The following is an 11,613-nucleotide window of genomic DNA, read 5'->3' on the forward strand; positions in this document are numbered from 1 at the left end:
GCATGCGGCCATCAGGGGGCTCAACCGCCTGGCGAGACAGCACGGCGTCAGGCTGCGGCAATCCTATTCTCGCGTGGCCAAGGCAGCCGCGATGATGGCGGGTCGCTACGCTCATGCCAAACAATTCGGACGGCATCAGCGGCAGTTGCGTATCCTGCGCAGCCGGCTGGGCCGGATCATCCGCGACATCCGTCGCAAGATCGAGGACCAGCCAGCACTGGAAGAGGCGTTCGCACTCCCCCTTGGCCGAGCCAGCCAGATCCGCTCACAGCAGCAGCGCCAGCGCGGCTGGAAGCTCTATTCCTTTCATGCCCCGGAGGTGGAGTGCATCGGCAAGGGCAAGGCCGCCGCGCCCTATGAATTCGGCGTGAAGGCCTCCATCGTCACGAACAACCGCCGAGCCCCCGGAGGCCTGTTCGTGCTGCACGCTAGCGCAATGCCCGACAACCCCTACGACGGTCACACCTTGCGAGGCGTCATCGACCGCACCGAGACACTCACCGGCTGTCCGATCGAGCGGGCCTATGTCGACAAGGGGTACCGCGGCCATGACGCGCAAAATCCTCGCCGCGTCTTCATCTCCGGTCAGAAGCGCGGCGTCTTCGGCGTCATCAAGCGCGAGCTGCGCCGTCGTTCCGCCATCGAGCCCATCATCGGACACATGAAAGCGGAAGGTCATCTCGGCCGCTGCTACCTCAAAGGCCGCGCCGGCGACGCCGCCAACGTCATCCTCTCAGCCGTCGGCCACAACTTGCGCCGCATCCTCGCCTGGCTCAGGGAATTATTGCGCCTGTTCCTGGGATTACTATGGCGAACGCTCGCTTGCCAGGCCCAGCTCAATCCGGCTTGTTAACGGACGACAATTTACGGCTCCCCTCCGTCGATTACCCGGAAGTTGCGGGTTACCCGAACCGGTCGGTTCGGCCCCAGCGGCAGCACCACATCAATCAAATCCCCAATCGTCCAGATGCGATCTGCGATGCCAAGCGCGACCGCTGGCGTGGTTCGTGAGGCCTCATGGACGCGGCAGAGATTGTAGTGAGCGACGTACAGGCTGACCGCCGCAGCGTGGTTGGTGAGCTTCTTTGAGAAGCCGTTGGTGATAGGAGACGATGGCCTTAGCGGAGGAGGCCAGCGCAATGAACGTGTACTGGTCGCCCTTATGGCTCAGCTCGTGGCGCTCGACTTTCTTCTGCTTCTTGCCGACGTAGCCCCAGATTTCGTCCAGCTCCAACCGGCCGGTGCGGATACCGACCATCATGCGGTCGTGCAGCTCGGCACAGCCACGGCCGACGCGCTCGCCAAGGCGCATGATCGTATCGCGGTGAATGCCGGTGATGCGCTCAGTGGCGCGGATGCTCTGGCCTTCGGTCAGGCAGGCAATGATTTGGATCTGTTGATCGCCAGACAGGACATTCATGAGGGCTCAATCCTCGGTAGGGGATTGAGCGTTGGCGACTCTGGCAAAAACGCTCTGCAAAGCGTATATTGTCAGTGGTCAGTCGCTTCGGGGCTCAATCCTGGGTGGTTGATCAGAGGCCGTTGCGGCTGCAACCACGGCGGTCCCGCTTTTCGGTGGAGGTAGTCGGAATCGAACCGACCGGGCGAACTTCGTAAGGGCTCTCCGGCGACCTGCTACCCCGTCGTTTAAAAAACCCGTCTAATCTTAAAAGGTTAGGCGGATTTTTTATGGACTCAATCACTATATCGCAAATCTGCGATATCGCGTCAAGCGGGCGCTTGCGCTCGAATCGCAAAAATGAGATATTTGGATGCCGGCTCTTTGGACAATTCGGTCCTATGTCTCGGAGCGTGGCGTTGATGAGATTCGCAGTTGGTACGGAAAACAATCACCGCGATGTCGCGCGAAATTTCTGGGGCGCGTTCAGTTTCTTGCGCAGACGCCAAGATCAGGATGGAAGCGCGAACCGTTCGATCTTCTTCACGGCTACGAGCTGGGCGAAATCCGCTTCAATGTTGACGGCGTTCAACATCGCCCTCTCGGATTTTTCAGCCCGGGAATGATTTTCACAATTGTCATCTGCGCTGAAGAAAGAAACGGGAAGTTCGATCCGAAGCGCCGAAATAGCTGAAAGCAGAAAAAAGGAAATTGAGCATGATGCTTCCAGGTGCTGTCCATTCTGGCTCCCACTTCAGTAATGAGCTTGTCCGTGAACTGACGGACGAGGAATTCCGTCATGAATACATGATGGATAAAGTACGCTCGTACATCGCCTTTCAGATTCGTGCTCTGAGAGAGCAGCGGCGCTGGAACCAAGGTGATCTAGCGAAGGCTTCGGGCAAAACACAAAGTGTGATTTCCCGTTTGGAGGACCCTGACTACGGTAAGCTTAGCTTGCAGTCATGTCTGGAAATCGCGATTGCCTACGATCTCCCGTTGTTAGTTCAATTCGTCGAATGGGACGATTGGCTCGCTCGCATGTCTAACATGTCACCAAGTGCTTTAAGAAAGCGAGGCTTTGACGCAAACCGCCTATTTGAAATTAGGCAACGTATGGACCGATCAGCGGCCACTGCTTATGATGCTCAAAGAGGTTCCGCCACATTGCGTCAACTTGGTTTAAGCGCATCTGTCGAAACGTCTGCGGCGGCGAATGCTAATACTATCTCGCAGCGCCCTGCATTATCGGGCAGGGGATTGCTGGGAAGCGGGGCAGCAGCGGGAGCCGCAGCGTGAAGCTAATTGGATCGACTGTTGGGCGCTGCCTGAAGCTGTTCGCGTGGGAAGAGGTGCGCCCGACGCACGGAGTAAACAGCGCCATTCTTGCGACGGCGCTCGCAGAGCAGTTCAATTTTCAAATTCGACCCACCCCACCCATTTCGCTTGATCAGGTCGTCAAGTTCGGGGACGGCGCTGTAATCATCAACGGGACGATGATAGCCATCCAAAAATTCGACATCTATAGCGACGGATATGCTGTTGATTGCTCCAACACCGACGATGCGAAACTAGTTTCGGATGAAATCTGGAGGTGGGCTCAGAGCGATCTTGGATTTCGAGATTTTATCAGACCGCCGAACACCATCTATCTCAGTCAGGTCACAGTTGAGTTTGCCCCCGAATTTGAAAACATATTCAAGGGGTGGAAAAAGCTCCAAGACATCCTGAACGAGAGCGCGCAAAAGCGTTACGGATTTAGCCAAGACGTAAACGTGCTTCGCGTGCAATGGCGCGGCGACGCTCATACTCTCGTCAATAACACCCTCGTTTCAGATTTTTGGATCGAACGTAAGGCTGGGGAACCCTATGCCACCAATCGGTGGCATTGCCATGGGGTGTTGCCGACTAACGAATGGCTGAGCTTGCTGGAAACCATTGAGGCCATGGCTATTGGTGACTAAGAGGCCGCCAACTGAGGCGGCCTTAATCGCGAATGCCTTTGATGGATGGCTGTATCGTAAGGCGGTAGGCGATAAGCACCTGTCCGTCGAACCTCTCCAGAAGCTCGCCACACGCAGGGCAATGATATTCGCCCTTGGTTCCCGGCTGCGTGGGAAGCTCAAGGCGGCGAAAGCCAGCTCCGCACTCCGAGCACGTCACGTCGCCTTTTTTCATGCGCCACCCGTAGAAGCACGGCGCGTATCGTTAACACATGTCGGGACGAAACTCTGGATATACGGAGGTTTAGTCCGGCGGTGTTCGTCTGGCGGAACACCCTTTCAGCTTAGTCCATCCGGACGATGAACAGCTCATGGCTGTCCGAGAACAAATTAGGACACTTCGAAATTCAACTTAGGACACTGAGGGTTAAATACGGACAGTACCATTCCCCCTTTGGGAACAATGCTGGAACCGCTATCCCATTTACGTTTTATATTTTCATACATATTATCATCTCATGAAATGGACCCGCGGAGCGGGACCCGCTTGAACCGGTTTGTTAGTTGGAAACCGACCGCTCCTGATCCCTTTCTATCACGCTGCCAGAGACTCTGTCTGCTGCAGTTGCTGTGGGCATGTGGTCAACGCGTCAAGAGACTGGGCAAGAATCCTCGGCGCGCGATGGTGTACGATTATTCGCATGACGATCCGTGCATTCAAACGCGGTTCATGCCGCGAGCAGACCAGCCTCCTGCCACCGCGTATCGAGGACTACGTCGACGTGACGAAAACGGAATTCATTTGCGGCGATCTCGATTCCTTAAAGGTTATCCAAACCTATCCCGCATTCGATTTTCCTGAGCATGAAGGTCTGAACGTCTATTCGATCGACGAAATCGCAACGAAAAAGATCGTGGCATTGACCGCCCCTAAACGATCGCAACCGCGTGACCTCATTGACATCTGGACACTTCTTGAGGACCACGATCTCGAGCTGTCGATGCTTGCTCTACCCATCGCGCAGAAACTCAAATTCAGAAACCGACCAGCAGACGGTCTCAGTGAGGCCTTCGACAAGAAGGAAAAGCTCTTGAAGGTGACTTGGAACACGCGTCTTGATCCTCAAATGCCGAAGACTCCCGAGTTCGAGGGCGTATACCGTGCCGTTCGACAATCCTTCCGCAATGCCAATCTCTTTGAGACGACGTCCGTAGAATTGATCCGACTGAACGGCTCTTAAGCACAACAACCGACTTGGAACGTGGCCCCGCCTGACAGGCCGTGACCAATTGAGCGAATGCGGCTCCGAACGCCACCATACGGCCGAAAATTTCTGCGCTTGGCGTGTCGCTTGTGAACAATACCCTAAGCGATTGAGGTGTCTGTTGTTGAGGAGGTCCCAGTTAGCCGCCACGCAGGCTGGGCCACGCTCGGTTCACCGTACGAGCCTGATTGATTCAGCCAGATGGCACGCAAGAACCTTGATGCAGCCCCGATCCACGAATTCGACAAGCTAGGTTGCCATCAGCAATGTCGCGGCCATGGCATTCCCTTCGCCATCGTCGAGACCTGCCGGGCCGTCCGCACGATGGCACGGCCGTCGGGTCGAGGCGCATAGGTCGATCGTTTGTTGAGGCCGGGCGACACGATCGAAATTGTGGTTGTCTGCATAGACTCTCGGCACCGGTGGAGCCAATTCTTTCGTCATTATGATACGCGGCGTACGCCCATTGTTGAACGGATGGTCCAGATGCCTGGGGATACCGCAAGGCAGAACGCCGGCTGAAGACGGAAGAACCAACTTGCGAGGCCGACAAAACGCTACTATTTGTGCAGACCGAGCCGCCGAAGCCGGTAGTCGAGCTGCGCCCGACTGATCCGAAGCGCCCGCGCGGCGGCTGAGACGTTGCCGCCGGCCCGCGCCAAAGCCGTCTCGTAAGTGGCGCGCTCCACATCCGCAAACGCGGCGCCGTGGTCGGGTGACAGCGCAGGCGGCGCCTCCGTCGGCGGCACACCATCTGCGTGAAGCGGCATCCGCCCGAGCCGGCCTTCGCTGGTCAGCTGGATCGAGAATGGCGGCAGAAGCTCCGAACCGCTGAAGAGATGGCCGACGTCGATCACGCCACCCTCGTCGGCATAGACCACCCCGCGCTCAATCAGGTTCTGCAATTCGCGGATGTTGCCGGGATAGCTGTATTTGAGCAGCGCGTCCGTTGCGCGCCGGCTGAAGCCGGTGAGACGGCGGCCGTGCCGCGCGCTGTAGAGATTGAGGAAATGGGCCATCAGCAGCGGAATGTCGTCGCGCCGCTCGCGCAGCGGCGGGATAACGATCGGAAAAACGCAGAGACGGAAATAGAGATCCTGCCGGAAGCGGCCGGCCGCTACTTCCGCCCTGAGATCGACATTAGACGCTGCGACCACGCGGACATCGAGCGAGATGGTCTTTGTGCCGCCGACCCGCTCTATCTTCCGCTCCTGAAGCGCGCGCAACACCTTGCCCTGCGCCGAGTAGGTCAGCGAGGCGATCTCGTCCAGGAATAGCGTGCCGCCCGAGGCGCGCTCGAAATAGCCCGCACGCGAGGCGATGGCGCCGGTAAAGGCGCCCTTCTCGACGCCGAACAATTCGGACTCGACGAGCTGCTCCGGGATCGCGGCGCAGTTGATCGCGACGAACGGACCTTCATTGCGCCGGCTCATCGCATGCAACTGGCTGGAGAACAGCTCCTTGCCGACGCCGGACTCGCCGACGAACAGCACTGTCGCGTCTGTGGCCGCGACACGCTCGAGCTGACGCCGCGTGCGAACGAAGGCCGCGGAGACGCCGACCGCGACGTCGCCCTTGGCATCGACCTCGGCCGGCGCTTCCTGTTCGGCAACGGGGATCTTGGCCGCCACGTGAAGCGGACGGCTCTTCCATTCCAAGCCAAAATACTGCCGCTCCGGCGCGTCGTCGCCCCAGGCATCGGCATGCTGACCGATGATCACGCAGCCCGGCGCGCCCATGCCGGCGCATTCGATCTCGCGGAAGATCACGGGCGAGCCGAATAATTTTGTGGTGTAGCCCGCGGGATAGCCGATCTGGAGCCAGCACACCGGCTCGTTGGCGAGACCATAGCTCGCGACATGCTCGGCGGCTTCCGATGAATCGTCCCAGTAGAACTCGCCGAAATAGGTGCCCTTGTCGCGGTCGAACTCGAAGTGCCGCGTGGTGACCTTGACGAAGCCCTCCAGCGTGTGCACCCGCGGTCCAGCGGCCAACGCGTGGGTCAGGTCCTCATGCGGAAAGCGCTTCTGGATCAGCGCGGCGTCGCGCGCGCCCTGCATGTAGCCGACGCGCATGAAGATCGCCTTGGCGGTCTCCATGCCGAAGGCGTCGATGATCTCGGCACGCAGCCGCCCCAGCACCTGCGATTGCATCAACACCATGCGCTGGTCGTTGAGCCAGATACGGCCATCGCCGAGCGCGAAATGCAGGGACTCCGCGAGATCATCAAAGGTCGGCGGCGCACTGGTGCGAAGCTCGCTGCTCGCACCCCGGCTGAGGATTTGCGCCGAGCGGCGCGAGGCCTCGGCGAGCGATATCAGGGATTCCTTGTCGGGCATGCCGGCGCTTTCCAATTTCATCAAATAATGAAATCGAACTTAGAGGAATTTCATGATTTCATAAAGAAACTTGACGCTGGCGTGAGATCTCGAACGGACCGCACCCCTTCGCGCACCCCTTCAACGCCGACTCCATCCATATGAAATAATTCAACTATTTTGCTAATCCGGAACGCCGCCGCAACTCGGAGCCGGACGTGGCACCGGCCTTGCTATTCCCCCGGCCAACGGGAGGAAAACGAAAACAGGAGGGCCGGCGCCTACTTGTGACCTGTTTCCCTCCCTCAACGCCGCAGGCATCGCCTCGCGGTCCTGCAACGAGAGCCCGCTTTGGCGCGGGGACAAGTGAGGATTTTTCGGTGAACACACAGGCTCACAACTTCATTGCTGTCGAGCAATGGCAGGGCAAGGCATTCCTCGGCGACTGGTCGGCTACCTGCGGCGGCGTGACTGACGTCAACAATCCCGCGACGTGCGCCGTGCTCGGCTCGGTCGGCATCGGCAATGCGACCGATATTGCGGAGGCGGCGCAGCAGGCGCGCCTCGCCCAGCCGGGCTGGGCAGCCAGGCTGCCGCTCGAACGCGCTGCAATCCTGAACAAGGCGGCCGACCTGCTCGAGCGCAATGCCGAGGAGCTGATCGGCTGGATCATGCGCGAGAGTGGCTCGATCCAGCCGAAGGCCGCGATCGAGATCGAACATGGCGCCGGCTTCGTGCGTCATGCCGCCGCCGTTGCGCTCGAGCCGAACGGAATCCTGTTGCCGTCGATGGAGGCGGGCCGGTCGAACACCGCCAAACGCGTGCCGCACGGCGTCGTCGGCGTGATCTCGCCGTTCAACTTCCCGCTGGTGCTCTCGATCCGCGCGATCGCCGCCGCGCTCGCGGTCGGCAACACGGTCGTGCACAAGCCGGATCCGCGAACGGCAGTATCTGGCGGCATCATCATCGCGCGCATCTTCGAGGATGCCGGGCTGCCAAGCGGCGTGCTCCAGGTCGTGCCCGGTGGCGCAGACGCAGGCGAAGCCATGTGCGCCGATCCCAACATCGCGATGATCTCGTTCACCGGCTCGGCCGACGGCGGCAGCAAGGTCGGCGAGGTCGCCGGCCGCCATCTCAAGAAGGTCCAGCTCGAGCTCGGCGGCAAGAATTCACTGATCGTGCTCGACGATGCCGATCTCGACATCGCGGCGTCCAACGCCGCCTGGGGTTCATTCCTGCATCAGGGGCAGATCTGCATGTCGACCGGTCTTGTGCTGGTGCAGAAGAGCATCGCCGAAGGTTTGGCCAATCGCATCGCAGAGAAGGCGCGTCATCTGCCGGCCGGCGATCCCTCGACCGGCCGCGTCGCGCTCGGACCGATCATCAGCGATGCGCAGGTCGCAAAGATCCAGTCCATCGTCGATGATGCCGTCGCCACGGGTGCGCGGCTGCTCGCCGGCGGCGGCCATGACGGGCGCTATTATCAGGCGACCGTGCTTGCCGATGTGAAGCCCGGCATGCTCGCCTTCGGAGAGGAGATTTTTGGCCCCGTTGCCTGCCTCGTCAGCTTCGAGACCGATGATGAGGCGGTCGAGCTCGCCAATCGCTTGGACTATGGGCTCGCCGCAGGCGTTATCTCCGGCTCGCTGGCGCGCGCCCGCGCCGTCGGCGAGCGTTTGAATGTGGGCCAGCTCCACATCAACGACCAGACGGTAAATGGCGGCCCGTTCGCACCGTTCGGCGGCCGCGGCCGCTCCGGCAATGGCAGCCGCATCAGCGGCCCTGCCATCTGGGAGGAGTTCACACAGTGGGTGTGGACCTCCGAGAAGCCGCAGGCAACGCCCTACCCGTTCTGATCCTGCGCACAGCATCCGGCGCGCGCTGCGCCGGATGCCCGCTCTCCCAATCCTATCGCAACATGTCCGACCGGAAATCCCATCATGAAGATCCGTGCCGCCATCGCCCGCGACAAGGGCGCGCCGCTCAGCCTCGAAAGCATCGATCTTGAAAATCCCCGCGCTGACGAAATCCTCGTGAAAGTCGCAGCGACCGGCGTCTGCCACACCGACCTCGTCGTCCGCGATGGCATGCTGCCGACGCCGCTGCCGGTCGTGCTCGGCCATGAAGGTGCCGGCGTCGTCGAAGCCGTCGGCGCTGCCATCACAAAGGTGACACCCGGTGATCACGTGGTGATGACGTTCAATTCCTGCGGCACCTGCCCGAGCTGCCGCGACCATGCGACCACTTACTGCCACGAATTCTTCCCGCGCAATTTCTTCGCGACGCGGGTCGACGGCACCAGCGGCCTTTCCAAGGACGGCGAGCGCGTCAACGGCAACTTTTTCGGCCAGTCGTCCTTCGCAACTCACGCGCTGTGTCACGAAGCCAATGTCGTGAAGGTGCCAAGCGATGTGCGCCTTGAGCTGCTGGGCCCCCTGGCTTGCGGCGTGCAGACCGGCGCCGGCGCCGTGATGAACGCGCTGCGCGTTTTACCCGGAAAGTCCTTGGCTGTGTTCGGCACCGGCTCGGTCGGCCTGTCGGCCTTGATGGCAGCGGTCGTCGTGGGCGCGACGACGATCATCGCCGTCGATACCAAGCCGTCGCGGCTGAGCGTCGCCAAGGCGCTCGGCGCCACCCATACGATCGATCCGACCAAGGTCAATCCGGTCGAGGAGATCATGCGCATCACCGGCAGCGGGCTGAACTTTGCGCTCGATACGACCGGCCTTCCAGCCGTGATCCGCAGCGCGGTGGAAAGCCTCGGTCCGCGTGGCGCCTGCGGCATCCTGGGCGCCTCGGGCCCCGATGCCGAGATCGTCCTCAACGAAACTCACTTCATGAGTGGCGGCCGTCGCCTCATCGGCATCGTCGAAGGCGAGTCCAATCCGGACATCTTCATTCCGATGCTGATCGATCTCTACCGCAACGGTCGCTTTCCTTTCGACAAGCTCGTGAGGTTCTACGCGCTCGACGAGATCAACCAGGCGATCCACGCCTCCGAAACCGGCGAGGTCATCAAACCGATCGTGCGGATGAGCTGAGGCCAGCAAATCCAACCACCATCAAGAGCGACCGGCCCCGCCGGCGAGTGACATGTCCAAGGAACAGCACGGAGACATTCTCGAGATCAGCGCCCAGTTTCCGCCGCTCGCAAACGGCGGCCCGCCGGAGATGCGTGCCTGGTTCGAAGCCATCAACGAGCAGACGCCGATTCCCGACGACCGCATGATCGAGCGTGGCAGCGGGTCCGGCGGGCGGCGACCTGATCCACTTTGCCGGCGCGGATGACAAGCACATCGTCATCCGCGTTCGGCGCGGGATGGGCGAGCACGCCCATGCCTGACGCCCGCGCGAGATTCGCGACCACAACGCGGTGCGAGCGCGAAGAAGCCGAGGAAGAAACCGCCGCCATAAAAGTAGATGATCAAGCGTGCTGACCCCGCAATTCATGCGGTTGTTCACCCAATGTGTATGTCGGCAAAGGCGACCCGCGATGTACTCGTCCGAGGACGGCCGTCTTGCGGGTTTATCCGGTCTGTAGCTGACTGTCGGTATGGATATCCTTGCTGATGGTCGCCAAGTGCGTCGCCTTGAAGTTGTGGAGACTGGCCGGCGTCGGCGCTGGTCGGCTGCCGAGAAGCTGCGGATTGTCGAGGAAAGTTTTTCGGGTCCGCGGCTGGTGTCGGCGACAGCACGGCATCATGGGCTTTCGAAACAGCTTCTGTTTTCGTGGCGCAAGGCCTATCGCGAAGGACAGCTTGGCGGCTGTCAGGTAGGTGGATTTGTGCCGGCCCGGATTGTGTCGGAGGTCCAGTCGACGACGGAGCGCGCGGCACCGGCGGCGACAGGCACTCTGGAGGTCGTGACCGCGAATGGCCGACGCGTGATCGTGGATCGCAACGTCGATGTCGCGGCTTTGCTACGGATCATGCGAGGGCTGGAGACGCTACGGTGATCCCGATCCCGACGGGCGTGCGAGTGTGGCTGGCGACGGGCCATACCGACATGCGGTGTGGCTTTCCGAGCCTAGCTCTGCGCGTGCAGGAAGTGCTCAAGCGCGACGCCATGGGCGGCGGTCTATTCTGCTTCAGGGGCAAACGCGGCGATCTTTTGAAGGTCATTTGGCACGATGGCCAGGGCGCATGCCTGTTTACCAAAAGACTCGAGAGAGGAAGGTTTATCTGGCCATCAGTTGCCGGTGAAGCGGTAACGATCTCTCCGGCGCAGTTGAGCTACCTGTTGTCCGGGATCGATTGGCGCAACCCTCAAGAAACCCAGCGTCCGACGCGGGTCGGATAGCCGCTTTTTTCGGTTTGAATCTGCTGCTTGATCTGATTCAATGGCTTCATGATATCGAAGCCGGACGATCTTCCATCGGACCTTGTCAGTGCCCTGGCGGCGCTGCAGGCCGAGCGTGAGGCGCGGCTGCGAGCCGAGGCGGTGGCTGCCAGTGCGCGGGCGGAGCTGTCGGACAACGAGGCGCTGATCGCGCATCTCGAGCTGCGGATCGAGAAGCTCAAACGCGAACTGTACGGGCAGCGCTCCGAGCGCATGGCACGGCTGCTCGAGCAGCTGGAGTTGGAGCTCGAAGAACTCGTCACCACGGCGAGCGAGGATGAGCTTGCCGCGCAGGCCGCAGCGGCGAAGACGCAGAACGTCCGCCCCTTCATGCGCAAGCGGCCGGTGCG

General features: G+C 60.7%; 12 protein-coding genes and 1 pseudogene. 11 read left to right on the forward strand and 2 right to left on the reverse strand.

Annotated features, from left to right (window positions below):
- On the forward strand, positions 1-853 hold an 853-nt coding region (locus K289_RS46950; protein ID WP_035687202.1), incomplete at its 5' end, for an IS5 family transposase.
- Between the two features lie 162 nt (positions 854-1,015).
- Here the strand turns inward: K289_RS46950 and K289_RS46955 are convergent.
- Complete coding sequence (locus K289_RS46955; RefSeq protein WP_027556339.1) at positions 1,016-1,420, reverse strand: hypothetical protein; 405 nt, start codon at positions 1,418-1,420, stop codon at positions 1,016-1,018.
- A gap of 352 nt (positions 1,421-1,772) precedes the next feature.
- Between K289_RS46955 and K289_RS51195 the strand changes: the two genes are divergently transcribed.
- The 4 genes from K289_RS51195 (at position 1,773) to K289_RS46960 (ending at position 4,583) form a co-directional block, all read left to right on the forward strand.
- Positions 1,773-2,093 carry a hypothetical protein gene (locus K289_RS51195; RefSeq protein WP_156918437.1) on the forward strand — a complete coding sequence of 107 codons (321 nt, stop codon included), beginning with the start codon at positions 1,773-1,775 and terminating at the stop codon, positions 2,091-2,093.
- A gap of 23 nt (positions 2,094-2,116) precedes the next feature.
- Positions 2,117-2,698, forward strand: coding sequence for a helix-turn-helix domain-containing protein (locus tag K289_RS49790; protein WP_084788930.1), 582 nt, complete (start codon positions 2,117-2,119; stop codon positions 2,696-2,698).
- Complete coding sequence (locus tag K289_RS0139185) at positions 2,695-3,363, forward strand: hypothetical protein (protein WP_027556340.1); 669 nt, start codon at positions 2,695-2,697, stop codon at positions 3,361-3,363. The genes K289_RS49790 and K289_RS0139185 overlap by 4 nt, the downstream gene beginning before the upstream one ends.
- Before the next feature lie 680 nt (positions 3,364-4,043).
- On the forward strand, positions 4,044-4,583 hold the full coding sequence (locus K289_RS46960) for a nucleotidyl transferase AbiEii/AbiGii toxin family protein (protein ID WP_051311309.1): 540 nt from the start codon (positions 4,044-4,046) through the stop codon (positions 4,581-4,583).
- Between the two features lie 584 nt (positions 4,584-5,167).
- Here K289_RS46960 and K289_RS0139200 read toward each other — a convergent pair.
- Positions 5,168-6,967 (reverse strand): sigma-54-dependent Fis family transcriptional regulator, encoded by a 1,800-nt coding sequence (locus K289_RS0139200; protein ID WP_027556341.1) that lies wholly within the window; start codon positions 6,965-6,967, stop codon positions 5,168-5,170.
- A gap of 338 nt (positions 6,968-7,305) precedes the next feature.
- Here K289_RS0139200 and K289_RS0139205 point away from each other — a divergent pair, with 338 nt between their 5' ends.
- From K289_RS0139205 to K289_RS0139230, 6 genes and pseudogenes are all read left to right on the forward strand, one after another.
- On the forward strand, positions 7,306-8,781 hold the full coding sequence (locus tag K289_RS0139205; protein WP_035687694.1) for a benzaldehyde dehydrogenase: 1,476 nt from the start codon (positions 7,306-7,308) through the stop codon (positions 8,779-8,781).
- A gap of 84 nt (positions 8,782-8,865) precedes the next feature.
- Positions 8,866-9,966 carry an NAD(P)-dependent alcohol dehydrogenase gene (locus K289_RS0139210; protein ID WP_027556343.1) on the forward strand — a complete coding sequence of 367 codons (1,101 nt, stop codon included), beginning with the start codon at positions 8,866-8,868 and terminating at the stop codon, positions 9,964-9,966.
- A gap of 52 nt (positions 9,967-10,018) precedes the next feature.
- Entirely contained in the window at positions 10,019-10,213 is a 195-nt protein-coding gene (locus tag K289_RS0139215) for a hypothetical protein (RefSeq protein ID WP_027556344.1), read from the forward strand.
- A 265-nt stretch (positions 10,214-10,478) separates the two neighbouring features.
- Positions 10,479-10,880, forward strand: coding sequence for a transposase (locus K289_RS0139220; protein ID WP_027556155.1), 402 nt, complete (start codon positions 10,479-10,481; stop codon positions 10,878-10,880).
- Positions 10,877-11,224 (forward strand): IS66 family insertion sequence element accessory protein TnpB, encoded by a 348-nt coding sequence (gene tnpB, locus K289_RS0139225; protein WP_012041834.1) that lies wholly within the window; start codon positions 10,877-10,879, stop codon positions 11,222-11,224. The genes K289_RS0139220 and tnpB overlap by 4 nt, the downstream gene beginning before the upstream one ends.
- A gap of 48 nt (positions 11,225-11,272) precedes the next feature.
- Positions 11,273-11,613, forward strand: a pseudogene (locus K289_RS0139230) (IS66 family transposase); the annotation flags it as partial.

It is taken from the genome of Bradyrhizobium sp. Cp5.3 (genome assembly GCF_000426265.1).
GTDB classification, from domain to species: domain Bacteria; phylum Pseudomonadota; class Alphaproteobacteria; order Rhizobiales; family Xanthobacteraceae; genus Bradyrhizobium; species Bradyrhizobium neotropicale.

What these genes read in the sequence shown, in the direction of transcription:
- K289_RS46955 (WP_027556339.1), bottom strand. Translation starts at nt 1,420, where the DNA reads ATGAATGTCCTGTCTGGCGATCAACAGATCCAAATCATTGCCTGCCTG.
- K289_RS51195 (WP_156918437.1), top strand. Translation starts at nt 1,773, where the DNA reads ATGCCGGCTCTTTGGACAATTCGGTCCTATGTCTCGGAGCGTGGCGTT.
- K289_RS49790 (WP_084788930.1), top strand. Translation starts at nt 2,117, where the DNA reads ATGATGCTTCCAGGTGCTGTCCATTCTGGCTCCCACTTCAGTAATGAG.
- K289_RS46960 (WP_051311309.1), top strand. Translation starts at nt 4,044, where the DNA reads ATGACGATCCGTGCATTCAAACGCGGTTCATGCCGCGAGCAGACCAGC.
- K289_RS0139200 (WP_027556341.1), bottom strand. Translation starts at nt 6,967, where the DNA reads ATGAAATTGGAAAGCGCCGGCATGCCCGACAAGGAATCCCTGATATCG.
- K289_RS0139210 (WP_027556343.1), top strand. Translation starts at nt 8,866, where the DNA reads ATGAAGATCCGTGCCGCCATCGCCCGCGACAAGGGCGCGCCGCTCAGC.
- K289_RS0139215 (WP_027556344.1), top strand. Translation starts at nt 10,019, where the DNA reads ATGTCCAAGGAACAGCACGGAGACATTCTCGAGATCAGCGCCCAGTTT.
- K289_RS0139220 (WP_027556155.1), top strand. Translation starts at nt 10,479, where the DNA reads ATGGATATCCTTGCTGATGGTCGCCAAGTGCGTCGCCTTGAAGTTGTG.